The following is a 24780-nucleotide window of genomic DNA, read 5'->3' as shown; positions in this document are numbered from 1 at the left end:
TCATCGAACTCGACATCGCCTATCCAGGCCGCATCAAGTAAAGACCGCTCACAAGCACTCAGAAACGATCTTTACACACCTGAAGTGACAACCTCTTTTCGGCAGGCGCAAGTTCGACCGAGGCTGGTTGGCCGGTGGGTCGGCGGTCGAGTCTGGCCTGCCGCCAGGCGGTCAGGGTGGGCTCGATTAAGGCCCAGCGGGCGTCGAAAATGTCGCTGCAGTACGGCTTCCGTTCGCTCATGGCGGAGCTTCTACCCGAAAGATATGATCGATAGTGGGCTTCGGCTAGTCGGGAGCGCCTCCCACATTTCTAAACTAGACGGAATTTGAGCACCATTTCATCATCAAATGGTCGCTCGCATGGGCGATGAGGACTACACAAAGCTACACGTATAGGGAAAAGAGCCCAAAGGGCTGCGACTACAGAGGTGGGCATATGCCAACCAACCATGCCTAAACACCCACTTAGAGTGATACCCCCGACGCGGGAGGGCTCATCAGCAATCAGCGAGTCGGGTGCGGATGTGATCGGCCTGCGGGAGGCCTAGCTCGGTGAAGATTGCCGCTGCTTGCCGCCAATGGTGGCGGGCCTGTTCCTGGTCGCTGTGCCGATGGTGCAGGCGGCCGAGATGGTCATGGATTTCGGCCCGGTTGTATGGATCACCCTGATCATTGGCAAGAACCAGTGCGGCGGTGCAGTGGTCGAGGGCCTCCGTATTTCGGTGGCCTGCTTCAGCGAGGGCCGCGAGTCCGGTGAGGGCGTCGATCTGCCCGAGCCGCGTGCCGATGTTGCGAGCAAGCTCTAATGCCTGTCGGAGGTGGGCGAGGGCATCGTGATGCCTGCCTAGGCGGCGGTGGACGACACCGAGCTTATTGAGGACGAAGATCTGCCTATCGAGGTTTCCTATGGCCTGCGCCAGGGTCAACGCCTGGCGAAGGTAGTGGAGAGCCTGGTCGAGTTGATCGGCTCTCTCGTGGATCTCCGCGAGACTGGCCAAGATCACCGCCTGTGCGGACCGGTCGCCGCTGTCGTGGGAGAGGCGTGCAGCTTCCTCAAAAACCCTTGCTGCTTCGTCGTTTCGGTCGAGCCTCAGGAGATTTCTGCCAAGGTTGTGCAGGGGGGCGGCAAGGCCGAAGTGGTTGCCCACCTCACGATAGAGGGTGATCGCCTGCTCACTATGGTCGATCGCGGCCTGATAGCGGCCCATACGCGTGTTCAGGGAGCACAGGTTGCTGTGCACGTCGCCTTCCCCTGACCGGTCGCCGGATGCCTGGTAGTGGGACAGCGCATGGGTGTAGTACTCCATGGCGGTGTGCAACTCGCCCCGCATATGGTGCACGACTGCCCGGGTGTTCAGCGTTCGACCTTGACCGGCCCGGTCGCCAACGATGGCGTAAGCGTCGTGAGCCGCTGTATTGTGCGCCAGCGCGTCGTCGTACCTCCCCAAGCGCATGGTGATCACGCCGAGATGGCGATGTGCTGCGGCCAGTCCGGCGTGATCTCCCTCACGACGAGCGGCATCAAGCGCGGCCGTGTGGAGCACCAGCGCATCGGTGTAATGGCCGTTGTTGTCCAGGTAGCGCCACAAGATCGCTGACAGCGGCGTAGCGTAGTGGAACCCGCGCTGGCCCGCGATGGCGAGCAGGTTCGCTCTTTCCGTATCCAACCAGTCCAAGGCCTCACTGGCAGTCACGAACACGACGTCAGTCGATGCGTGGCACGCGGGACGCAGGTGGGCCTCGTGCGGCCAGGCAACCGTCATAGCGGCCGCGGCGGTGTGAAGGTAGTAGTCGGCCAGACGGGTCAATGCCGCGTCACGGTCATCCCGACTGTGAGCCGATTCAGCGGTCTGGCGGGCGTGGGCCTTGAGAAGGTCGTGAAGGGTGTACCGCTGCGGAGCGCAGGCGGTCAGCAAATTGGCGGAAATCAGGGCGTCGGCCAGGGGCCTGACTTGAGCAGGCGGCAGACCGAGCAGGGCGGCGGCCGCGTGCATATCGAAGTGGTTTCCGGGATGGAGACCAGCCAAGCAGAACAGGCGCTGCTGATCGTTATCCAGCCGGCGGTAGGACGACGCGAACGCCGCCGCCACGTCCAGGTCGTCGATCTGCAATGTGGCGAGCCGATTGCGATCGTCGCGCAGCGAGGCTAGCAAATCGGTCAGGGACCATGAGGAGTTGTGGCGGAGCCGGGCGGCAGCAATGCGCAGGGCCAGCGGTAACCGGCCGCATAACTCGACCACCTCGTTCAGCTCGGCGGGCTCGGCCGACTTTCCATGCATGTCCGCGATGCGAGCGAACATGGTGATCGCGTCTGATACTGGCAAGCCCGGCAGAGACAGCGTGTGTGCGCCCTCCAGCGTGGCCAACCGCCGACGGCTGGTGACCAGAACGAGACAGCCCGGTGTTCCCGGGATGAGTGGCCGAACCTGAGCTGCGTTCGCCGCGTTGTCTAGTACCAGCAAAAGTCTGTGGCGAGCGGTCTCCGCCCGCCAGCAGGCGGCCCGTTCGGACAGCGTGGGCGGGATGTCTTTAGCCTGGACGCCGAGCGCGCGCAGCAACATCTCGAGGGCTGCTGCCACATCCATCGGATCCTGACCCGGGGTATGGCCATGCAGGTCGACAAAGAGTTGGACATCGGGGAAGCGATCGGACAACCGATGAGCCACATGGACGGCCAGTGCGGTCTTACCGACACCGGCCATGCCGTCGATCACCCCGATCATCACACCGGCGACAGCCGTTTCCGCCACATCGCTCAGCCGAGCGACCTCAGCATCGCGGCCGGTGAAGTCCAGGACCTCATACGGCAACTGGCGCGCGACACGAAGGGATTTGGGAGGCTGAGCCGAAGCCGTCGGGGACGGGGGCTCCAGCCCGGGATCGGCGCAGAGGATCCGCTCGTGTAATCGAGTCAGCTCAGGGCCGGGATCCAAGCCGAGTTCGTCTGCCAACCGTGACCGCGTCGCGCGGTAGGCCTGAAGGGCGTCGGTCTGCCGGCCGCATCGGTACAGCGCCAACATGAGCAGTCCCACCAACTGCTCATGCAGCGGATGTTCTTCAACCAGGGCGGTCATCTCGGCGACGACCGTGGCATGTAACCCCGACTCCAGTTCCAGTTCGGTCTTCGCGACGATCGCCGACAGGCGGGTCTCGGCGAGTTGGGCCGCTGCGGCCCCGACCACCGCGCCGTCGACCCCTGCCAGAGCAGGTCCTCGCCATAGCGCCAGCCCTACCTGGAGTTGTTCGAGGGCTTCTGGCCGATTCCCGGCTTCTCGCGCGTGGATCGCGCGTGCCACGCACTCATCGAACCGGACGACATCGAGCGTGGCGGGATCCAGCCGAAGGAGATATCCAGGGGCCTGCGCCGATATCACCGCTCCGAGGGACGTCTGCCTCAGCATCGAGACTGCGTTCTGCACCTGTCGACGGGCCGTGGTTGGTGGATCACAGTCCCACACCGTGTCGACCAGGTGGTTCACGGGGACCACTCTGCCGCGCGCCAAGGCCAGAGCCGCCAGCACCCGCCGTTGCTTGGGACCGCGTACCGGCAGCAGACGCCCGTCAGCCCATACCTCTAGCGGTCCCAGAATGCGTATCTCCACCTAGCCCTCCGAGTACTCCCATGCTCGGCCAGATACCGCCGATCGGCATCTACATCGAAGGCTACGGCGCGCTTATTGGCTCCGTGCGAGGAATCGAGGACGAACCGAGGACGGATGGAGGACGCCGCCGACCATTATCAATCAGGAGGAGCCTCGCTCTCTGGACCGAGCTTGTCGTTCACGTTAGTCAGGCCGCACGACCCAGGGGCCTGTCGGAGTTTGAGAGGAGCGTCACGTTTTTCCGAAGGACAGAAGGCTATTTGACGTTACCCATGGGGCTGTGTCGCCGATCACTGGCTGAGCCGGCCACCTAAGCGCAACAGAGTCGCAACCCGGAAGGTGTCAACGGCCGCCCTCCCACACCCCCGAAAACAGGCCGCCAACTGCGGTAACGGCGTGTGGGGCGCGGGCGCGCACCGGGGCGGGCGGATCCCTGGGGCAGTGAACGACCGTGCCGAGCCCCGGCGACCCACTGCGCAGCGTCGTCGACAACTCATGCGCAGAGCAATCAAGAGAGGACTGGTCCACTCATACAGGTCGGCGCTCGACGGAGCAGTGTCGATTTCACCGGCCGGCCTCTCCTAGCCGAATCGTTTCAATCGAGATTTACAGGAGGTCGCAATGGACATCAAACGCAAGATTTCTCTGGCCGCCGCAGTACTGCTTTCTGTGGGAACGCTATCCCTCGCCGCTTCGCCAGCGGCGGCTACTGAACAGAGCAGCGAAAGCGCCCGTCTCGCCTTGCCGTCGTGCATCGAAATCGATCAGTGGAATCACAACCACCTCTACGTGATCAGCCACTGCACGACATCGTACAACATCAACGTCATCTGGAGCGGGGCGCCGGACAGCGGTTGTCACACGTTGACCGTCGGCGAGAGGGAGTACCACGCATCGAGATCCCCGTTTGCCCAATTCGACGAAGTCAGGACGTGCTGAACCGCAAGCGTCACACGGGCGCGTAATGTCCCGCCAGGCGGCATGACAGGCAGGCGATCTCGGCCGAATCGGACCGCAAGACCTTGATCCACGGCGGCCACGCATACGCGACGGCATCACCGTTGATGCCGTCGCCTCTGACGTGGTTGGTACTGATGCCACGCTGAGGTGTCCGCTGATGGCGTTTCGCCAGCACAGGTGATCGGCGAGCGGGCGCTGGACCGTCCGTATCCGCTGATGCCGATCCTGCTCGTGCCGTGGGTTCAGGATGTGAGAAGGCAGGAGCAGGTTACGTCCACGATGCTCTGGCGCTGGAAGGGCCCGCGCAAGTGCGCGGGCCCTTCCAGCGACCTGCTCCTGCCGACTGATCGAAGCTCGGCCTGAATCCAGGTGCGCCGTGAGGCGCTGATGATTTGAGTGGAGGTGAGAGACCTTCGCCGCCGTTCCTGTCGTAGCAGGACGGTGAAGCCGGCGGCAGCCTGACCCGGGAGAGGGCGGGAGCAGCCGCGACAAAGCCGGACGGGCCAGCACTGCCAGATGGCGTGGGTCCGGCGAGCGTGACGGAAAGAAGTACGCGAGGAACCAGCCCGAGCACGTCCCTTAAAGGCTCACCGGCTCAAATCTGGTGGATAGGGGCCGGGTGCGGTGCGCCCTCGTCCGGATGGGCGGGGAACTTCCAGATCGCCACGTGGATGTCGTTCTGGGAGGCCATGAGGAAGGTCTGCGGCGTATTCATGGCGATGCCGCAGAGGTAGGGCTGGATTCCTCCTCCGTCGAGCGAATAACAGCGAACACGGGAACCGTCTCGGCTCTGCCCGGCTGACGTGCATCCGGTGCGGAAGGCGGGCTGGGCTCATCGTCGGCCGAACGGGTCGGGACGGGGCGGAGCCGCCGTAGTAGTCCGAGTCCGGGGTGCGACACGAGGTCGCACGAGGTGAGTGAGCTTCATCAAGGGAGGTCGGCCGTGGGGCCGTAGGTGCAGCTTCGGATCAGTGTCCGTGGATCTGTCCCCGGCCTGGCGTGCGTCACTGGTAACGGTGGGGTGCGAAGCCCAGGTGATCAAGCCCAAGGACTTCCGTTCCATCCGGAAGTCACAGGCCACGGGGAAGACCGGACGGGTGAACGCGAGTGAACCCCTGATGATGCCTCGTCATCGGAAGCCCCGCAGATGGGTTGCAGCAGCGGGGTCAAGGACTGGCCGCTGGGAAGCGGCGGGCGCCGATCGGAAGACTCGAAGCCGGTCGGGAGGACACCGTCGTCCTCGGGGTATAGGGGGCACCCAACCCGGTCGGATCTCACTCGTGCGGAACGTGACAACCCCGTTGGGGTCCGAGAGCCGCAAGGCGCTCGGCAAGCCGACCGTGAGGAAGGCCCGATTCCCCAGCGGGCGCAGGATGGCCCGAGAAGCCAATGCCGGTGGCCGAAAGGCAGCGGGAAACCGGGACGTCATGGCCAGCTCGTCCGCTGGCTGTTCCGGATAACCGGCCGGATACGAGCGCTGCTCGAACCCGAAAGGGTGCTGACGCGGGCCAGGTGAGCCTGTGAAGAGGTGATGAGGACGACATCGGAACCGAAGGGCAAGTTGGACGCCATGACCACTACGGCTGCGGCCGGCGACGGCGTGGTGAACGGACCGGAGGGCGAACTCCTCGACTGGCCGTCGATCGACTGGCGCAAGGCCGAGGAGCAAGTACGGCGTCTGAGGCAGAGGATCTTCACGGCGACGCAGGCGGGCGATCTCAAACGGGTGCGCAACCTGCAGAAACTGATGCTCCGCTCGCGGGCGAACACGCTGGTCAGCGTGCGTCGGGTGACGGAGATCAGTGCTGGCCGCAAGACCCCCGGAGTGGACGGGCGGACCGCGCTGTTACCGCAGATGAAGGCCGATCTGGCCGACTGGGTGCAGTACCGCTCGTCGTCGTGGACGCCCCGGGAGGTCAGGCGGGTGTTCATCCCCAAGGCAGGCGGGAAACAGCGTCCACTCGGGATCCCGGTTATCGCCGATCGGGTGCTGCAGGCGCGGGTGGTCAACGCGCTGGAGCCCGAGTGGGAGGCGCGGTTCGAGCCGAAGTCGTATGGCTTTCGGCCCGGGCGCGGCTGTCAGGACGCGATCTCAGCGATCTATCTCACGTTGAAGGGCAAGAACCCGCAGCGTGTGTGGGTGCTGGACGCGGACCTGAAAGCGGCGTTCGACCGCATCGATCACGACCATCTTCTCTCTCGGCTTGGTACTTTCCCTGGACGGGGAATGATCGCGGGCTGGTTGAAGGCGGGCGTGCTTGACCGCGGGCAGTTCGCCCCGACCGAGGAGGGCGTCCCGCAGGGCGGGGTCGTCAGCCCATTGCTGCTGAACGTGGCCTTACATGGGATGGAAGAAGCCGCCGGAGTCCGCTATCGCAAGCTTGGCACGCACGCCGCCGAGTCGGTCGAGGGCTCTCCGGCGCTGATCAGATATGCCGACGACCTGGTCGCGCTGTGTCACAGCCACGACGAGGCCGAGCAGGTCAAGGCCCGGCTCGCTGCCTGGCTGGCGCCCCGGGGACTGACGTTCAACGAGGACAAGACTCGTATCGTCCACGTGGATGCCGGTTTTGATTTCCTGGGATTTCGCGTCCGCCGTTATGACGGCAAGCTGCTGATCAAGCCGAGCCCGGCGGCTTTGAGACGGATCCGGGAACGGCTGCGCACCGAGATGAAAGCCCTGCGTGGGGCCAACGTCAGTGCGGTGCTGCACAAGATCGACCCGATCGTGCGGGGTTGGTCGGCCTATTACCGGACAGTGGTCTCCAGCGACGCCTTCACAGCGCTGGATGACTACATGTGGAAGCTCACCTACAAGTGGGCCAAACACGGCCATCAGAACAAGCCGAGGCGCTGGATCGTCGATCGGTACTTCGGCCGGTTCAACTCCTCCAGGCAGGACCGGTGGGTGTTCGGCGACCGGAATACCGGCGCTCACCTGCGCAAGTTCTCCTGGACGAAGATAGTCCGACACCAGATGGTCGCGGGAACCTCGTCCCCGGACGACCCGTCCCTGACCGAATACTGGTCCGCGCGGCGGCACAAGGGACCACCTCCACCGCTGGACGCCTTCAGCCTGCGAATGCTCAAGATCCAAGCTGGACGCTGCCCACTCTGCGGAGACTTCCTGCTGCACGCCGATCACCAGCCCCAGCATCCACACGAGTGGGAACGCTGGGCGATGGTGACCCGCCAGGCGATCACGAGGCACAGCCTCGCCGTCGATCGCGGGCGCGGAACGTCGGACATGGCCATCCGCCTCGTGCACGCTTCCTGCCGCCGTCGGCACCATGCCGACCGAAGCAGAAGCCCAGCTCTGCAACGCCTGTGAGCCTTCAAGGGCTTGCTTGAGCCGGATGCGGTTGGCGCCGCACGTCCGGTTCTGAGGGGGCCTCGGCGCAGCAATGCGCCGGGGCTACCCGACAGAGCCGGACACATGGCCAAGGGCGGCAGCGGTATCGACGATGCTGCCGTGCCTCAGCGTGCCCTGCACCACCCGCAGATCCGAGCCCGAGGCCAGGGCGAGAGTTGCCGTACCGTGCCGCAGGTCATGCAGCCGCATCGGTGGCATGTCGCTGGCTCGTACCAGCTGGCGGAACCGGACGGTGAGGTAGTCCGGCCGCATCGGGGACCCGTCGACACGGGCGGAGACCGGCCCGGATTCGTTCCAGGTGTCGCCCAGCAGCTGTCGTCGGGCCCGCTCGTGGCGGATCGCCGCGGGCGAAGGCGAGGAGAACTCGGCCAACTGCTCGGCGGTCCACACCGCCACCGTGGGTCGCTGACCGCTCCGTCGCCATGCGACGACCCGGCGCTCGGTCCACACCTGTGGATACGGCTGGCGCGGTGCCGGCAGCCGGATCATCCGCGCCGGGTTGGCACGATCAGCCCTCACGAACGGCGGCGTTCGATGCCGCGCGCAGCCTCGCCCGGATCCGGTGCAGGGTGGAGGACGCGGTCGGCTCCCTCATACGGTTGCGCCGGTTGGCCAAGACGGCGAAGATCCGCGCGATGTCGCGGCTGGCCGGCTCAGCCAGCCCGAATTCGGGAACCCTGACGTTGGGGATCAGCACGTACGGCGATAGGGGAGTTCGGGGATGTAGGTCTTCCACTCGTCGGGGGACAGTGAGCCGACATCCCGGCAGAGCGCCTTCCTGATCTGGTCGGGGCCTATGAGGTGGGTGCGGAGCCGGCCTTGGTCATCGGTGCTGAAGATCGTGGATCCGTCGGCGGAGAAGGCGAGGGCAGTGACCGGATGAGGCTCGGGGGTGTCTTTGGGCATGAAGAATCCGGTGAGAGGGAGGCCGAAGGGGCGACGGTTGGCCATGTCCCATAGCTGGATCTGCCCCGTCTTGTCTGAGCTGGCGAGGACCCGGCCGTCGGGGGAGAAAGCCATGAGGGGGTTATAGCCCAGTTGGGTGCCCGGGTGGACGGTGAACTTCGGCTGGAGGGTCGAGGCGTCCAGGATGGTGATCTCAGTGTCGCCCCAGTCGGCGATGAAGTCCTTGCTGATCGCCTCGCCGGTGTTCGGGGCGCCGTTGGCGGGCAGCGATATTCGCGCGGTGGCGGTTTCGATGACGCCCAGGTCCTGACCGGCGATGATGGTCTTGCCGTCCCGTGAGAACAGCGGGCGGGGCAAGCCGAAGCCGAGCTCCAGCGAGGCGGCCTGCCGCCCGTCGGCCTGGAACCGTTTGGCGCCTGTCGTCACGTCCCACAGTTGCAGGATGGTGCCCGTCTTCGTACCGCCGGAAAAGGCGACTGCCACGGTGCGGCCATCTGGGGAGAACTGCACCTGGCCGCTTTGGCGGAAGGTTGCCGCTCCCGTTTTGTCGACCTTGAGTGTAGTGCGCTTGGCGCCCCGAGCGACGTCCCAGATCTCGATGGAGAGGTCCTTGCGGCGGCTGGCGAGCAGCTTGCCGTCCCGAGATAGCGTGTAGAAGCCGTCGCTGGTCCCGTCTGCTGAGGTGATCGGCAGTTCTGTGCGTTTTACGCGCTTGGCCGGATCCCAGATCTCCAGCTTGTGGTGAGCACCGAGTGCGAGTGTCGACCCGTCCTCGCTGAGCGCGGCGGAGTTCCTGCCGAACGAGAAGGCCACCGTGTCCGTGACGGCGCGCAGCGAGATGAACTTGGCGGTGCCGTCTTTTGCGAAGCAGCGAAGGGTGCGGCCGTCGGGCCCGATGACCTGGTCGTGGCACCTCGGGTCGGAGTACCACCAGACCGGACCGGGGCCGCTGCCCAGCGACCAGATCACGCCGTCGATGCCGACGAGGCGGCTGTCGGGACTGAAGAAGATCTCCTCGTTGATGTCGGGTTCCGCTTTGGGGATCGTGTATTCGATCTCGTCGTTCTCATTGAGGAGGCGGAGCACGATGTGCTTGTTCTGCCGGATGGCGAGGATCTTGCCATCGGGGCTGTAGCTCAGGGAGCTGACGTGGACGTCTTTGCCGATCGGCTGAGAGTGCAATCGCTTCCCGGTTTTCAGATCCCAGGTCTCGAAGCTGGTCTCGCCGTTCCAGGCGAGAACTCGCTCGTCCGGCGAGGTCTCCACGTTGAACCACGAGGCGACCGGGATCCGCAGGACGCGCTGTCCCGTCCTGAGATCCCACGCCCTGATGACCTTGTTTTTGTTGGACGCGGAGACGAGAAAGTTGCCCTTCGCGCTGAGGAACGTCTCGGCTCCTTCGGGGTTTCCCACATCGAGCGACTTCGGAATCTGCCGGATGGTCGTGGTGTCCCAGATGCCGGTCGTCCCGTCTGCGTGGATGACCCCGAGCAGGCGTGCGTCCCCGCTGAACGTGACGTCGAAGATCGGGGCTCCGGGAATCGCGAACTCCGAGACCACTTTGCGGGCATCCAGATCCACAAGCTTGATCATGTTCGCTTCGCGCCTGAAATACGCGACGAGGTGCCCGGTGCGGGCGACTTTCCAGATCGAGTTCGCGGCCAGGGGCGGCCTGTAGTAGTGGCTCTCCCACTGGTTGTAGGTGGTCACGAGGGCGCTACGGCTATCGAATCCGTCGGGTGAAAGGGCTCCCGACGCTATCGCCAGTTGTTTGGCCGATGTCGGGTCGGTACGGCGCAGCGCGGTCGCGACCCCGGCGACACGGCTGCCGACGGACGCCTCAAGCTGCCGGGAGACCGTCTTGTTCTTGTCGGACAGCTCTGATCCCTGGTAGATCGCCAGCACGGCTGTACCGGTCGCCACCACCAGCAGGGCGGCGAGTACCGCGCTCAGCAGGGTCCGATTACGCCGTCGGCGTTCGGCCGCCTTGGCTGAGGCGTCCAGGTAAGCGCGTTCCATCACATTGAGCCGGAGATGCCGCAGGCCTCCGGCTATCCAACCGACAGCCCTGTCGAGCTTGCTGCCCTGCAGCAGGTCGCCGTTCTTGCGTCCGTGCTCGATCCAGTTCCGTGTCGCCTCCGCCAGATCATGGTGGGCGTTCAGCGCCCCGTGATCGCCGTTCACCCAGGCCCGCAGCCTCGGCCACGCACGGATGAGCGCAGGTGTCGCCAGCGTGAACACCGCCCCCTTACGGGCGACCAAGCCGCCAGCGCACAAGACCTCCAACAGCTTCTGGAGGGTTCGATCGTCGAACTCGCCGTCGTGAAACTCCACGTACGGGACCTTGCGGAGTGTGTGCTGCGCGTCAGGGAACGCGGCGATCATCCGAAGCAGCAGGCGGGGAACCAGTGTCTGCTCCTCGGCAGTGCACTCCGCGAACACCTTCTCCGCGGTCTCCCCCAGCGTGGGGTCATCGTCCGCCCCGGCCCTGTCGTGGTCGGCGGCCCGCTGTCCCGCGGCGAGCGCAGCGTGGCCGTCACCGCCCGGCAGGCCGAGAAGTCCGGCGAGCAGGGCGGGGGCGGTCGGGCGGTCGGTTGCGTCCTGGGAGAGGGCTCGGGCGACCAGTGGCTGGAGCTGCGGAGGCAGCCTGTCCAGGTCAGGCCGATGGTTGAGGATCTGGTAGGCGAGAGCGGAGAGGTTGTCTCCGTTGAAGGGGACTTCACCGGTGGCGGCGAACAGCACGATCGTGCCCCAGGCCCAGATGTCAACGGCCGGTGTGGCTCGGTCTCCCCGGAACAGTTCGGGAGCCATCCAACGGGGAGTGCCTTTGAGTTGGTCCGTGGCGCTGCGAGACATTTCTTCGGTGCGGGCGATCCCGAAGTCGATGACGCGTGGCCCGTCGGGTCCGATGAGGACATTGGCCGGCTTGAGGTCACGGTGCATGACCCCGGCCTGATGGATCGACGACAGCGCCGTGACGACCCCGATGGCCAGTCGGACGAGCTCCTCAGCCCTGTAAGGTCCCTTCTCGTCGACCCAGCTCTGCAGGTCGGGTCCAGCGACGTACTCGCTGACCAGGTAGGGCGGATTGTGGACGAGGTCAGCGGAGATGATCCGTGCGGTGCAGAAGGGCGCGACTCTGCTGAGTGCTGCGACCTCACGTCGCAACTGGTTGCGATAGGCGTCGGTCAAGTAGTTGGCGTGCAGCGCCTTGACCGCGACCCGTTCACCCACGTCGTCGTACCCCTCGTACACCACGCCCTGCCCACCCGCGCCGAGGCGTCCGGCCAGCCAGTACGCGCCGAGCTGGCGCGGGTCGCTCGATGCCAATGGCGCTGCCACAAGCCGCACCCTCCATTCAGGGACATGATCGACAAGTTAGATGCCCGATATCGTCCTTTTGTTGTTGGCATAGCGCCCCGAAGGTTCCCGTATGGGTCGCGGCTCCGATCTCGGGCCCGAATATTCGCTGGTGACGTCCCTCAGCACTTCCGAAGTGCCGCGATTCCGCTCAGGAAGGCGGAACTACTGCCAGCTGACCCGACGGACGGTTAGCTCGTCTGGGTGCGCCCCTTCGTTGCCGACGTCGTTCGCGCCCGATCCGAATTGAGCACCCTGAGCCGAAGATGGACCTGCGGCGTACATGAAAAGCATCCTGGTCATCACTAGCGGCCGGCTTGGCCATACTGCCGCACGGTAGGTGCTGGCGGGCTTGATGCGGGCGGTGCTCACGGTAGCGACCGTGTCGGCCAGCAGGGCGAACGCGTGGCTTCGTGGTGGACGGGCACATGATCAAGGAGTTTGCGACTGCGCTTGCCGAAAACTCTGCCCACGCAGGTCAAGCGGCACGTTATCCTCCCAGCTGGCCAATTGAATGTAAAGTGAGAATGGTCAAGCGATGCCATCCGGTCCGTGGTTGCTCGATGGATGCTCGTCGGCACCGGATATGACATGGCGCCGGGCGGCATTCTTAGGCATTTTGATAGCGGAATTCGCGAACAGCGCGGCACTTTGAGCCATAGTGCGGCATGGCTCGGCAGAATGTCTTTCGACTTTTAATCCGTACGTTCCGGGTTCGAGCCCCGGGCGCCCTACCATCCTCCACCTCAGATCATGCCCCTGACCTGGGGCTTCGCCGTTGGACGGCCGGAGTTCCGTAGGCAGTCGCAGGCTGCTGGAAGCCGTCGGATGCCACCCTTCCCGGCATATACACGGAATGGATCTTGGCGCGTTTCCGCAGGTCGCGCCGACAATCCGAGACCGTTCGCGGAGCCGTTCCGCGACAACGACGAAGAACCCCGAGATGTCCCCGGGGTCCTCTCGCGAAGGTCTAGTCATGCGGCGTTGAGCGCGACCAGGATGCGCTGGTTGGCCACCTCGCGTTGACCGTCGATGCACTTGGCATAGACGCGCAGGAGCACATCCACACCGTGCACCCCGTTCGGCCGGTGGGGTACGAAAACCCGGATACGGCCTCTGGCCTGCCGGCAGGTGGCCCGCCGTACGGGTGGCGCACCGTCCGGGTAGTACGGCAACGCCTCACATACTGCTTGAGATCCGTACCAGAAGCACCAGCAGGGTGCAGGCGATCGCGGCCCAGGAGAGGATCAGCGCAGCTTGGTTGACGCCTCGGCCGCCGTAACGGCCCGGGGAGGCTGATATCGCCTGGTTCGACTGGCCGGCCAGTCGGCGGGCTTTGATGAACAGCACGATGCCGACCGCCGTCAAGATAAGGATGGTGAGGATGTCCCACAGCGCCTGCATGATGACGGACCGGATGATCTCAGGGCTGCCATCCGCGGCTTTTACGGTGTTGATGTAGCTCGATGCGTCCACTGCGACGAAGTCGACGAACCGCCAGGCGGCCCAGGGCAGCGGCAGCAGCGACGCGATCGCGAGCCCCAGCGCCCAGAACGCCTTGCCGTGGGTCGGCGGGCTCCCCCGGGATCGCATCACCCGCTCCGGGGGCGGCCCCTGCGTCCGGACAAGGGGCGGCTGCCTGGGGGCCGCCTTCTCCCGGCTCGGCCGCTCGGCATTCGGGGGTGACGCCCGCTCGTTCCGCGGACCCGTGGTCACGTCGGCCGGTTGGGGCGCGGTGACGATGGCTTCGACGTGGATCGCCGTCTCCTGGATTGGGTCTTTCAGGAGGATGTCGCCTTGGACGGAGCCTTGGTGGGAGGTGTCCAGGGATATGTGGAGGCCCGTGGCGTCCTGTTCGACGTGGATGCCGCGGTTGCTTACCTGGAACGAGCAGGCGCGGGCCAGAGGTGGGCCGAGGACGGGGACGGTATGGCTGGGCGTGGAGTGTTGGGGCACCTGTCCGAAGTTCACCCGGTGCTCGGCCGGCTGGACGAGCGCTTCGCGCAGGGCCTCCTGGGCCGCCGTGGCGATGTAGTCGATGTCGTTGTGCGCCATCTCCTGCAGCGCGTCCCGGGCACCGGCGGCGGCCGGAAGATTGTCGCTGGTGAGCCGATGCCGAAGCTCGGTGATCGCGCCGCGCCGGGCGAAGATGCTCGGATCGGTCATGGCCGCCCGCAGGTCCGGCGGCACGGGCAGCGGCTGGATCCGGCGTCGCCCGCTCCGCGCCAGGTACAGCTCGCCCTGCAGGTCGAAGCTCCGGCTCGGGGTCTGGTTCGGGTTCTGGTCGCGGACCCGGTCGAAGACGTAGTCGTACAGCTCGTCCAGCGAGACCTGGCCGTCCTCGTCGCTATCGGCGTCCCCGGTGACCAGGCCCTCCACCAGGGCGTTGGTGAAGATCGACGGCTGTGGCCCGGACTCTTCGGACAGCTGGTCACCCTCGAAGGCGTACTCCATCGAGGTGGACGCGGTGATGACGGCCTGCCCGCGCCCTCCGGCCCCCGAGCTCTGCCCGGCGAAGCTGTCCAGCACGTTGACGTCGCCGGACGCGCGCACCACGGCCCCTTCGGTGAAGGCTCCGCCGTAGCAGCAGTCCAGGAACAGCACGATGCTCTTGGACCGGCTACCGCGCATGCAGCGCTGGACGAAGTCGGCCGGAACGGCGGTGGAGCCGAGACGGTTGGGGCGAGTGTTGCGGGCGGCGAAGAACAGCTCCCCTGACTCGCTCTTCACCCCGTGGCAAGACAGGTGCAGCACCAGCAGGTCCCCCGGTACGGCGTCCAGGAAGAAGTCCTCGATCTGGCCGGCCATCTGGTACGCGGGCTCGTTGTGCACCACCCGCACCTCGAACCCGCCGATTCCCGGATCGCCGAGCGCCCTGGCCAGTGCCCTGGCGTCCTGGACCGGCGATCGCAGCCGCCCCAGCGAAGGGTTCTCGTACACGTCGTTGGCGATGATCAGCGCCTTCCGCCCGCCGCTCACTGCCCGTCTCCCGCCGGGGCGTGCCGGTCGGCGAACAGCTTGAGCAGCCTGACCTGATCGTCGCTCGACGCCTGGGAGAGCTCCAGTACGTCCCCGTCCAGCTCGATCCGCACCGTCCGCTTGGCCTTGCCCCCGCGGCCCATCCACTGGAAGACGGTGCCGAGGACGGCCTGGAGTGCGGTGGCCGACTGTCCCAGGCTGACCACGAGTTCGCCGATCGTGGCGACGTCCACCGCCCTGGCTCCGGGCGGCGGGGGCCCCGCCCTGACCGGCGTCACATCCTCCACGTCCAGCTCAAGCAGCTGCCCACGCAGGAACCTGGTGAGCTTGTCCAGCCGCTCGGAGTCGGAATCCTCCTCGGAGAAGGTGAGGTTCAGCTCGGCTACCATCGGTCCCCCTCTCGCTGGCGGTGCCCCGGCGAGCGAGCCTGGTGTTCGCCTCTGTTATCCACGCTAGGCCACACAAGAGTGGTCATCACCTGCGAGATCCCAAGATCGAGAAGATCCTTGGACCGAACGTGACTCCGTCTCCCAAGACGGCCCCTGCGAGCGGACCACCGAAGCGACAGCCCCGGTTCCGTGTCGCGCCTTCCGCTTCCGGGGCCGGTCCCCCGAAGGGGCCGGATCTCCGACCTGAGCCTTTCGTTTCCTGAACGGGTCGCGCGAGCTCTGCGTTTACTCGACGCCGCCGTCGACCTTGAAGTTGTAATTCACCTGCTTGCCGCTGACCGAGGTGGCAGTGACGGTGACGCCGAGAGTGGCGCTGCCGGCAGTGAGCTGGCAGCGGATCGTGGCGCCGACCCGGGCCGGGAGGTGCTCAGGACAGGTGACCCTGTCGGGACGCTTGCCGGCGTTCGCGGCGAGCTTGTCGGAGATCGTCTGCGCGACTCGGGCCTTGTGGACGGCTCCGCCCTCGCTGACGCCCGTGTCCTCGGGCTCTGCGGGGTCGTCAGCGACTCGATTCTCCTCAGTCGTCTGCGGCTTCTCGGTGGGGGCCTCCTCGGCAGCGGGTGCTTCCTCGCTGGCCGTCACCTCACTCTTCTTCCCCACGTCGCCAAAAGTGAAGGAGCATCCGGTGGCGAGAAGCACCGTCAGTGCGCCCAGCGTCGCCGCGGCCGCAATCCTCTTGTTACGCTCCGTATGCCACATGATTTCCCCTGTTGGTGGGTGATGAGAAAAAAATCAGGATGCCGGGGGCGGCTGCGTGCTCGATACGGCGACGGCGAACGCTCCGCTTGGCGCCGTAGACGCCAGGCGATCGCGCCGGTGGAGGGCAACCTGCGCGGCGCTCTCCCTTCCCTGACCTCGTCCATAGACCTTAGGGTCATCGTGGGCTTCGGACTTTGTCATTCGTGCTGGGAACTTTGTCAGTGGTGCACAGCCCAGGCGCCGTATCAGGCGAGGGCTCCGCGGGTGCCCGGCGAAGCCGTTGTACAGCGAGAGGCGATCGCGACACACTGATGTCGGGAACCGGCCGTGTCGAGGGGAGTCCTGTGGGGGAACGGGCCGAGGTATCGCCAGGTCGGCTCTGTGACCGACGCGGACGAAGGCCCGTCTCATGAGCCCGGTCCTCGACACCGCGTTCATACCGCCGCGGGACCGGGAGGAAGTGGTCCGGAACGCGGTGTGGAAAGGCATGGTGGTAGTCGACATCGACCACGGTCCGCCGGCTGAGGACATCGCCGTTCGCATAGGGCTCGGCACCGTCGGGCCTCTCAGGGTCTGTTCGGCGCGGGCGACCGCCGTCACGCTCCGTCGGACGGAGCGGCTCGCCCGGGAGGATGAGGAGCCGGCCGTCACTCTGGGTGTTCAGATGACGGGCAGCAGCATGGTGGTGCAGAACGGTCGCGAATGCCTGCTGAGGCCAGGAGACTGCGCCGTCTTCGAGTCGGTCGCTCCCTACACCCTTCTCTTCGACGAGGGAGTCGACCACCGCTTCATCCGTTTCCCCCGCGCCGCACTCGCGCTCCCCGACAGATTGCTGAGAGACATCACCGCGGTCCCTCTGGGATCCGACAACCCCATCGCGCGTCTCGCCTTCACCTATTTCTCCGAACTGACCGTCACCGACGAATTGCACCAGAGTGTGCACGCCGACGCCGCCGTGCAACCCAGCGTCGAACTCCTCCGTGCCGTCCTGACGTCCCAGCACGGCAACTCCGGCTTGGCCAAGGCGCCGTTGGAGGCGACGCTCAGCCTGCGGGTCACTAATTACATCCGTGAGCATCTGGCTGATCGGGATCTGTCGGCGGCGCGGATAGCCGCCGCGCACGACATCTCCGTACGCCATCTCTACGCTGTGCTGTCCCGCTCGGGAATCAGCCTCGGAGACTGGATCCGTACACGCCGGCTGGCCGAATGCAGGCGAGAGCTGGCCGGCCAGAACGGGCGGCTGCGGACCATCGCGGCGATCGGGCGGAGCTGGGGCTTCGCGGACGCGACCCACTTCAGCAAGGTGTTCAAACAGACATACGGCATCTCACCGCGGGCCTGGCGCGAACAGAACCACCCCCGCGCCTCCGCGCACTGAAGAGACGTACTGAAGAGACGTACGTCCTGACCCGAGCAGGATCGGGCAAGAGTCCGCGAGTTTTGGGCTCACTCTCTCCCTTGTCGGACTGTTTGAATGGCCTGTCAAAGCCCCCCTGCCGTCCGGCCGTACACACGCGGCTCCGTCGCGTGGTGAGAAAGGCGAGACATTGACCGATGACACCCATGCCGAGATCGCGCTCCGCGTCAACGACGTGACGCACCGGCTGCTGGTCGACAACCGCACGACGCTGCTCGACGCGTTGCGGGAGGGGATCGGCCACACCGGCTCGAAGAAGGGGTGTGACCGTGGGCAGTGCGGGGCCTGCACCGTGCTGTGCGACGGCAGGCGGGTGGTGTCCTGCCTGACCCTGGCGGTCGCCGCCGAGGGCGCGGAGATCACCACCGTCGAGGGCCTCGCCGGTGACGGTGAGCTGCGGCCGATCCAGCGGGAGTTCGTCCGGCTCGATGGCTTCCAGTGCGGTTACTGCACGTCCGGGCAGCTCTGCTCGGCCGTCGGGATGCTGGCCGAGCACGCGGCGGGCTGGCCGAGCGCCGTCACCGCCGACGTCTCCCCCGACGCCCCGGCGCCGGAGCTGGACGCGGCGGAGGTGCGCGAGCGGATGAGCGGCAACCTGTGCCGCTGCGGCGCGTACCCGTCGATCGTGCGCGCGGTCCTGTTGGCCGCTCGCGAGGAGGTGGCAGGGTGAAGGAGTTCGCCTATCGGCGCGCGACAGAGGTGCGTGACGCGCTCGCCCTGGTGGCCGCGGGCGACGGCGCCCGCTATCTCGGCGGCGGCACGAACCTCGTCGACCTGATGAAGACCGGGGTGGAGGCGCCCGCACGGCTGGTGGACGTACGGTTCCTGCCGCTCGACGGGGTGCGTGAGGCGGCGGACGGCGGGCTGGTCATCGGCGCGACGACGACCAACAGCGACGCGGCGGCCCATCCGGAGGTGCGCCGGCGCTTCCCGGCGTTGAGCGAGGCGATCCTGGCGGGCGCGTCGGGCCAACTGCGGAACATGGCCACGGTGGCCGGCAACCTGCTGCAACGGACCCGGTGCGGCTACTTCGCCGACCCGTCGCAGGCGTGCAACAAGCGGGTTCCCGGCAGCGGGTGCGCCGCGATCACCGGGGAGCACCACAACCACGCCGTACTCGGCTGGTCGCGGCACTGCGCGGCGACCCACGCCTCGGACATGGCGGTGGCGATGGCCGCGTTCGACGCGGTCGTGCACTACGAGACGCTCGACGGCCCCGGCGAGCTGCCGCTGTCGGAGTTCTACCCGCCGGTCGGCGACACGCCGGACCGGGAGACGGCGCTGCCGCCCGGAGCGCTGATCACCGCGATCGCCCTCCCCGGGTCCGCGGTCTCCCCGCGGTCGCGGTACCGGAAGGTTCGCGAGCGGGCGTCGTACGCCTTCGCCACCGTGTCCATCGCGGCCGATCTGGACGTACACACCGGATCGGCGCGGATCGCGCTCGGCGGGGTCGCGTCGCGGCCGTGGCGCGCCCTTCGCGCCGAGGCCGTCCTGCGGGAGGGTCCGCTCACCGCCGACCGGTTCAGGGCCGCCGCCGGCGCGGAGCTGTCGGCGGCCGAGCCGCTGCCCGGCAACGGCTACAAGGTGACGCTGGCGCGCAACCTGATCGTGGCCGTCCTGACCGAACTCGCCGATCGGGACCCCGCGTGATCCGGCCTGATCCGGCGGAGCGCAGGAGAGGAGATCCACCCATGAACGCGGTCAACAACATCGGGGTCGCGCGACCCCGGATCGAGGGGCAGGCCAAGGTCACCGGCCGCGCCCGGTACGCCGCCGACAAGCCGATGCGGGATCTGGCCTTCGGCTCGGTCGTGGTCTCCACGGTGGCGCGCGGGCGCATCCGCGACATCGACGCCTCGGCCGTCAAGGACATGCCCGGCGTGCTCGGCGTGATCGACTACCGCAACGCGCCCCGGCTCAACCCGGAGGCAGGGCACTTCTTCGGCCCCGACGGCGGGCTGCAGCTGCTGCAGGACGACGTGATCCCGTTCGCCGGCCGAGCCGTCGCGCTCGTCGTGGCGGAGACTCTGGAGCAGGCCAAGGCGGCGGCCGACGCACTGCCGGTGACCTACGACGAGGAGCCGCACGACACCGGCTTCACCGCCGATCACCCGAACGCCCGGCCGGCGGCGCCGCTCTTCGACGGGCCGGAGGACATCGGCGACGTGGAGGCGGAGCTGGCCGCGTCGGCGGTGGTGGTCGACGAGCGCTACCACACGCCCGAGGAGCACTGCAGCGCCATGGAGCCGCACTCGGCGACCGCGTGGTGGGAGGGTGAGCGGCTGCAGGCCATCGACTCCAACCAGGGACCGTTCTTCATCTCCACCGTCCTGGCCACGCTGTTCTCGCTGGATTTCGAGCGGGTACGGGTCCGCACCGAGCACGTCGGCGGCGGTTTCGGCTCCAAGGGCCTGTGCGGGCCGCAACTGGTGCTGGCCACGATGGGCGCGACGCTGTTCCGGCGGCCCGTGCGCGTCACGCTGACCCGCGAGCAGGTGTTCCTGATGACCGCGATGCGGCCGGCGACCGAGCAGCCGATCCGGCTCGGCGCCGACGCGAACGGCCGCCTGCGGGCGATCCAGCACGAGCCGGCGTTCGAGCTCTCCCCGCTCGCGGAGTACATCGAGGGCTGCACCGAGCTCACCAAGACGCTCTACGCGGCCCCCGCGATCCGCACCAGGAACACCGCGGTCCCTCTCGACATCCTGCCGCCGTACTCGATGCGCGGCCCCGGCGCCGCGCCCGGGTCGTTCGCCCTCGAGTCCGCCATGGACGAGCTGGCGGAGCGGCTGGGCCTCGACCCGCTCGAACTCCGGCTGCGCAACGAGCCCGACGTCGGCCCGGTGTCCGGCCTGCCGTTCAGCAGCCGCAACCTGGTCGCGTGCCTGCGTACGGGCGCGGAGAGGTTCGGCTGGGCGACACGTGACCACCGGCCGCGGATGCGGCGGGAAGGGCACCTGCTCGTCGGCACCGGGATGGCCGCCACGTCCTTCAGCGTCGGGGCGTTCCCCTCGGTGGCGTCGATCACCGCCGAGGTGGACGGGACCTTCACCGTCGTCATCGCCGCCACCGACCTCGGCACGGGCGCGCGCACCGCGCTGACCGCGATCGCGGCCGACGCGCTCGCGATCGACACCGAGCGGGTCCAGCTGGGCATCTCCGACAGCGAGCTCGGCCCCGCCTGGAGCGCGGGCGGCTCCAGGGGTACGACCTCCTGGGCCTGGGCGATCACCGAGGCCGCCGCGCGGCTGCGGGACCAGCCGCGCGATCCGTCGCGACCCGTGACCGTCACCGTCGACACCACCCAGTTGCTCAACGACCTGCCGTCCATGGAACGGCACGCCTACAGCGCGGTGTTCACCGAGGTGAGTGTCGATCCGGCGACCGGCGAGGTGCGGGTGCGGCGGCTGCTCGGGATGTTCGCGGTGGGCCAGGTGGTCAACCCGCTGACGGCGCGCAGCCAGGTCATCGGCGGGATGATCGGCGGGCTGTCCATGGCGCTGCACGAGGAGGGCGTGCGCGACCAGGTCTCAGGCAGGCACGTGAACGCGGACTTCGCCGGCTACCACATCGCCGCGCACGCCGACGTGCCCGACATCGAGGCGGATTTCGTACCGGATTATGAGCCTGGAATTCCGTTCGGCATCAAGGGCGCCGGTGAGATCGGGAACGTCGGCACCGCGGCCGCGATCGCGAACGCGGTCTGGCACGCCACCGGGAAGCGGCAGCGGAGGCTGCCGATCCGGCTCGATCGCGTCCTGGAGTGATCGGTTTGCCCGGCGCGGTTCGGCGATGGTTCCATGTGGTGTGGGCGCTATCTCCGATTTGGTGAACGAGTGCCGTGGCATCGTCGCGGCCCATGCCCGGCCGGACTACACGACGCCGATCGCCGGTCTGACGGTCTCCAGCATCGACACGGTGGCACCGGAGCATTCGCTGACCGAGCCGCTGCTGGTCGTCATGTTCCAGGGTGGGAAACGCATCCTGCTCGACGACCAGGTCTTCGAGTACCGGGCCGGGGACTGCCTGGTCGTCACCGCGAACCTGCCCATCACCGGGCACTTCCTGGACATCGGCCCGAGCGCCCCGTCGCTGGCCATGGCGCTGGTGCTGCGCCCGGCCGCCATCGCCCCTTTGCTGCTGGAGGTCCCGGCCGGACACTGGTCCGGCACGCCGGACGGGCCGCCCGCGATCGCGACCGGCCGGGTCGACGCCGACCTGCTGGACGCCGTGGGCCGGATGCTGCGGCTGCTGGACCGTCCCGAGGACGCGCCGGTGCTCGCCCCGCTGATCGAGCGGGAGATCCTCTGGCGGCTGCTCACCGGCCCGCACGGGGCCATGATCCGCCAGATCGGCCTGGCCGACAGCAGCCTGTCCCAGGTCAGCCGGGCGATCCAGTGGATCAGGGACAACTACGCCGAGCCCATCCGGATCGCCGAGCTCGCCCGGCTGGCCGGGATGAGCGCGTCCGCGTTCCACCGGCACTTCCGCGCCGTCACGACGCTGAGCCCGCTGCAGTACCAGAAGCGCATCCGCCTCCAGGAAGCCCGCTCGTTGCTGGTGGCCCGTGCGGGCGATGTCGTCGGCGTCGCTCATCTGGTCGGCTACGACAGCCCGTCGCAGTTCAACCGCGAATACCGCCGCCTGTTCGGGGCGCCGCCCGGCCAGGACGCCGCCCGGCTGCGCGCGGAATAGCCGCTCGCGATGCTCGTCCAACCGGTGCGGTGATGGTCACGGGGATGCCCGAGGGAGCCTGGGCGCCCGTGATACGCCTCAGCTCGGACTCGCCCGAACGGACCTCGCTGGTCAGCGGGACGATACCGGCGTCGGCCATCAAACGGGTCATATCACGGCGCTGGTTGGGCAGCACCAGGGTGACGACGCTGCCGGACTCGCCGGCGCGGGCGGTGCGGCCGCCGCGGTGCAGGTAGTCCTTGTGGTCGCTCGGCGGGTCGACGTTGACGACGAGGTCCAGGTTGTCGACGTGGATGCCGCGGGCCGCGACGTTGGTCGCCACCAACGCCGTGACGTGGCCGCTCTTGAACTGGGCAAGGGTGCGGGTGCGCTGGGGCTGGGACTTGCCTCCGTGCAGCGCGGCGGCGCGCACTCCGCTGTTCAGCAGTTGTTCGGTGAGCCGGTCCACGGCGTGCTTGGTGTCCAGGAACATGATCACCCGACCGTCGCGAGCAGCGATCTCCACGGTGGTGGCCTGCTTGTCGGCACCCTGGATGTGCAGCACGTGGTGCTCCATCGTGGTGACCGCGCCCGCCGAGGGGTCGACCGAATGGACCACCGGGTCGCTCAGATAGCGACGGACCAGCAGATCGACGTTGCGGTCCAGAGTGGCGGAGAACAGCATCCGCTGGCCACCTGGGCGCACCTGGTCGAGCAGGTGGGTGATCTGCGGCATGAAGCCCATGTCGGCCATCTGGTCGGCCTCATCCAGCACGGTGATGCCGACCTGGTCCAGGCGGCACTCGCCACGTTCGATGAGATCCCTGAGCCGTCCCGGGGTCGCGACGACGACTTCCGCGCCGTTGCGCAGCGCCTGGGCCTGGCGGCCGATCGACATGCCGCCGACGACCGTGGCCAACCGCAGCTTCAGTGCTTGGGCGTACGGCGTGAGCGCATCGGTGACCTGCTGGGCCAGTTCCCTGGTGGGGACGAGGATCAGGGCAAGCGGTCGCCGCGACTGTGCCCGCTGTCCGGAGGTGCGGACGAGCAGGGCCAGGCCGAAGGCGAGCGTCTTGCCCGACCCGGTGCGCCCCCGCCCCAGGACGTCCCGGCCGGCCAGGGAATTCGGCAGCGTGGCCGCCTGGATCGGGAACGGTTCGTTCAAGCCCAGGCCGGTGAGCACCTTCAGCAGCACGGGCGGCATGCTCAGCTCAGCGAACGTCGCGGCTGCCGGCAGGGCCGGGGTGACAGTGACCGGCAGCGCGAACTCTCCCTGGACCGCCGCGGGACGCCGCCCGTTGCCGGACCGGCTGGAGGCGCCTGGACGGCCCTGAGCCGGAGAGCCGAATCGGCCGCCCCTGCTTCGCGCGGAGCCGCCCGTACGGGGCGAAGAGTTGCGATCGTGCGCGCGAGTTGCGTGGTTCATGCAGAACCTTCCTCGATGCGGCACGTGTCAGGCGATCCTCGGCGCGATGAGCGGCACAAGAACAGCTAGCACGAGCCGAAGAAAGACGAGTCGAACCGGCGGAAACAGCCTGGGCTCATACGTCGAAATGGTCGGCTTTCGCCGGGAAGAACGCGGCTGTGATGCCGCGCCGTAGAACTGGAGCGGGCCTGTGCCCGAACCGGAGCCATCGGTGGCGCATCCGGTGTGCGGTGGAAGAACAGACACGCTGTGCTTCTCGGGTTGTGAGGTCATCACGGCACGAGGGATGCCACAAAAGCAACGCGCCGGGGACCGCGCCCTGCGGCGCGGGCCCCGGCTACGTGGTGCGCGGTGTCAGGCGGGAACGATGTTCTCGGCCTGCGGGCCCTTCTGGCCCTGCGTGATGTCGAAGGCCACCTTCTGGCCCTCGCGCAGCTCACGGTAGCCGCCGTTGGCGACGATGTTGGAGTAGTGCGCGAAGACGTCGGCGCCGCCGCCGTCCTGCTCGATGAAGCCGAAGCCCTTTTCCGCGTTGAACCACTTCACGGTGCCAGAAGCCATGTTGATCTCTTTCTATGGGTGCAAGCCGAAATCCGCATCGAACGGATTCCGCGTCGCCGCGATAGGACCACACACCCGGAAATGACCGGAGAACAAAAAATGCACCTGAGGTTACATACCGTCAGGTGCACACAAGTCTTTATGGGTACCACAACTGCAACTGAGCCCAATCTAGCACATGCGCCGTCGTGCTGCGCGTCCGAATGTCGTCGTGCCGTACGGACGCGAGGGATTCGACGTCGACGAACCACAGCGATCGGTCGGCCTGGATCGAGTCGATGATCCGGCCCCACAGGCTTTCGTGATCGCCGAGACCGGGCCGCGTCCCGCCGACGACGCCGGCGGAATTCTCGAGCACCACGAACAGCAGC

General features: G+C 67.1%; 17 protein-coding genes and 1 pseudogene. 7 read left to right on the top strand and 11 right to left on the bottom strand.

Annotated features, from left to right (window positions below; translation table 11 throughout):
• Positions 1–109: 109 nt before the first annotated feature.
• Positions 110–241 (bottom strand): annotated as a pseudogene (locus AB0C28_RS05510) (IS5/IS1182 family transposase); the annotation flags it as partial.
• 256 nt (positions 242–497) lie between these two features.
• A complete protein-coding gene (locus AB0C28_RS05505; RefSeq protein ID WP_358073168.1) occupies positions 498–3479 on the bottom strand; it encodes a BTAD domain-containing putative transcriptional regulator in 2982 nt (993 codons plus the stop codon).
• A 744-nt stretch (positions 3480–4223) separates the two neighbouring features.
• Between AB0C28_RS05505 and AB0C28_RS05500 the strand changes: the two genes are divergently transcribed.
• Complete coding sequence (locus AB0C28_RS05500) at positions 4224–4541, top strand: hypothetical protein (protein ID WP_357862002.1); 318 nt, start codon at positions 4224–4226, stop codon at positions 4539–4541.
• 1591 nt (positions 4542–6132) lie between these two features.
• Positions 6133–7893, top strand: coding sequence for a group II intron reverse transcriptase/maturase (ltrA, locus tag AB0C28_RS05495; RefSeq protein WP_358073167.1), 1761 nt, complete (start codon positions 6133–6135; stop codon positions 7891–7893).
• Between the two features lie 84 nt (positions 7894–7977).
• On the opposite strand, the gene AB0C28_RS05490 is transcribed toward ltrA, so the two are convergent.
• The 6 genes from AB0C28_RS05490 to AB0C28_RS05465 all read right to left on the bottom strand — a co-directional run bounded on the left by AB0C28_RS05490 (position 7978) and on the right by AB0C28_RS05465 (position 16328).
• Entirely contained in the window at positions 7978–8424 is a 447-nt protein-coding gene (locus tag AB0C28_RS05490; protein WP_358073166.1) for a tyrosine-type recombinase/integrase, read from the bottom strand.
• A 19-nt stretch (positions 8425–8443) separates the two neighbouring features.
• Entirely contained in the window at positions 8444–8632 is a 189-nt protein-coding gene (locus AB0C28_RS05485; protein ID WP_358073165.1) for a hypothetical protein, read from the bottom strand.
• The gene (locus AB0C28_RS05480; protein ID WP_358073164.1) at positions 8626–12183 is read right to left on the bottom strand and encodes a WD40 repeat domain-containing serine/threonine-protein kinase; all 3558 of its coding nucleotides are present in this window, start codon (positions 12181–12183) and stop codon (positions 8626–8628) included. The genes AB0C28_RS05485 and AB0C28_RS05480 overlap by 7 nt, the downstream gene beginning before the upstream one ends.
• A 1197-nt stretch (positions 12184–13380) precedes the next feature.
• Positions 13381–15180, bottom strand: coding sequence for a caspase family protein (locus AB0C28_RS05475; RefSeq protein ID WP_358073163.1), 1800 nt, complete (start codon positions 15178–15180; stop codon positions 13381–13383).
• Positions 15177–15569: a hypothetical protein gene (locus tag AB0C28_RS05470; RefSeq protein ID WP_357838049.1), complete on the bottom strand. Its 393-nt coding sequence runs from the start codon at positions 15567–15569 to the stop codon at positions 15177–15179. Before AB0C28_RS05470 ends, AB0C28_RS05475 begins: the two co-directional genes overlap by 4 nt.
• 285 nt (positions 15570–15854) lie before the next feature.
• On the bottom strand, positions 15855–16328 hold the full coding sequence (locus AB0C28_RS05465) for a DUF4333 domain-containing protein (RefSeq protein ID WP_358073162.1): 474 nt from the start codon (positions 16326–16328) through the stop codon (positions 15855–15857).
• A gap of 409 nt (positions 16329–16737) precedes the next feature.
• On the opposite strand from AB0C28_RS05465, the gene AB0C28_RS05460 reads away from it, so the two are divergent.
• The 5 genes from AB0C28_RS05460 to AB0C28_RS05440 all read left to right on the top strand — a co-directional run bounded on the left by AB0C28_RS05460 (position 16738) and on the right by AB0C28_RS05440 (position 22443).
• A complete protein-coding gene (locus tag AB0C28_RS05460; protein ID WP_358073161.1) occupies positions 16738–17709 on the top strand; it encodes a helix-turn-helix domain-containing protein in 972 nt (323 codons plus the stop codon).
• 193 nt (positions 17710–17902) lie between these two features.
• Complete coding sequence (locus tag AB0C28_RS05455) at positions 17903–18418, top strand: 2Fe-2S iron-sulfur cluster-binding protein (protein ID WP_358073186.1); 516 nt, start codon at positions 17903–17905, stop codon at positions 18416–18418.
• Positions 18415–19398: a xanthine dehydrogenase family protein subunit M gene (locus AB0C28_RS05450; RefSeq protein WP_358073160.1), complete on the top strand. Its 984-nt coding sequence runs from the start codon at positions 18415–18417 to the stop codon at positions 19396–19398. The genes AB0C28_RS05455 and AB0C28_RS05450 overlap by 4 nt, the downstream gene beginning before the upstream one ends.
• A gap of 41 nt (positions 19399–19439) precedes the next feature.
• On the top strand, positions 19440–21515 hold the full coding sequence (locus AB0C28_RS05445) for a xanthine dehydrogenase family protein molybdopterin-binding subunit (RefSeq protein WP_358073159.1): 2076 nt from the start codon (positions 19440–19442) through the stop codon (positions 21513–21515).
• 61 nt (positions 21516–21576) lie between these two features.
• Entirely contained in the window at positions 21577–22443 is an 867-nt protein-coding gene (locus tag AB0C28_RS05440) for an AraC family transcriptional regulator (protein ID WP_357838064.1), read from the top strand.
• Here AB0C28_RS05440 and AB0C28_RS05435 read toward each other — a convergent pair.
• The 3 genes from AB0C28_RS05435 to AB0C28_RS05425 all read right to left on the bottom strand — a co-directional run bounded on the left by AB0C28_RS05435 (position 22373) and on the right by AB0C28_RS05425 (position 24770).
• Entirely contained in the window at positions 22373–23848 is a 1476-nt protein-coding gene (locus tag AB0C28_RS05435; protein WP_358073158.1) for a DEAD/DEAH box helicase, read from the bottom strand. The two genes, AB0C28_RS05440 and AB0C28_RS05435, sit on opposite strands and share 71 nt — an antisense overlap.
• Positions 23849–24202: 354 nt before the next feature.
• Positions 24203–24409: a cold-shock protein gene (locus AB0C28_RS05430; protein ID WP_106241661.1), complete on the bottom strand. Its 207-nt coding sequence runs from the start codon at positions 24407–24409 to the stop codon at positions 24203–24205.
• Positions 24410–24548: 139 nt separating this feature from the next.
• The gene (locus AB0C28_RS05425; protein ID WP_358073157.1) at positions 24549–24770 is read right to left on the bottom strand and encodes a hypothetical protein; all 222 of its coding nucleotides are present in this window, start codon (positions 24768–24770) and stop codon (positions 24549–24551) included.
• Positions 24771–24780: the final 10 nt, after the last annotated feature.

The sequence above is a fragment of the Nonomuraea sp. NPDC048892 genome, from assembly GCF_040649735.1.
GTDB classification, from domain to species: domain Bacteria; phylum Actinomycetota; class Actinomycetes; order Streptosporangiales; family Streptosporangiaceae; genus Nonomuraea; species Nonomuraea maheshkhaliensis.
Note: the sequence above shows the minus strand (reverse complement) of the source record. Positions and strands in the feature narration are given on the sequence as shown.

Coding starts and splice junctions, on each gene's coding strand:
- ltrA (WP_358073167.1), top strand. CDS start 6,133: ATGACCACTACGGCTGCGGCCGGCGACGGCGTGGTGAACGGACCGGAG.
- AB0C28_RS05500 (WP_357862002.1), top strand. CDS start 4,224: ATGGACATCAAACGCAAGATTTCTCTGGCCGCCGCAGTACTGCTTTCT.
- AB0C28_RS05465 (WP_358073162.1), bottom strand. CDS start 16,328: ATGTGGCATACGGAGCGTAACAAGAGGATTGCGGCCGCGGCGACGCTG.
- AB0C28_RS05490 (WP_358073166.1), bottom strand. CDS start 8,424: ATGATCCGGCTGCCGGCACCGCGCCAGCCGTATCCACAGGTGTGGACC.
- AB0C28_RS05445 (WP_358073159.1), top strand. CDS start 19,440: ATGAACGCGGTCAACAACATCGGGGTCGCGCGACCCCGGATCGAGGGG.
- AB0C28_RS05460 (WP_358073161.1), top strand. CDS start 16,738: ATGAGCCCGGTCCTCGACACCGCGTTCATACCGCCGCGGGACCGGGAG.
- AB0C28_RS05435 (WP_358073158.1), bottom strand. CDS start 23,848: ATGAACCACGCAACTCGCGCGCACGATCGCAACTCTTCGCCCCGTACG.
- AB0C28_RS05470 (WP_357838049.1), bottom strand. CDS start 15,569: ATGGTAGCCGAGCTGAACCTCACCTTCTCCGAGGAGGATTCCGACTCC.
- AB0C28_RS05430 (WP_106241661.1), bottom strand. CDS start 24,409: ATGGCTTCTGGCACCGTGAAGTGGTTCAACGCGGAAAAGGGCTTCGGC.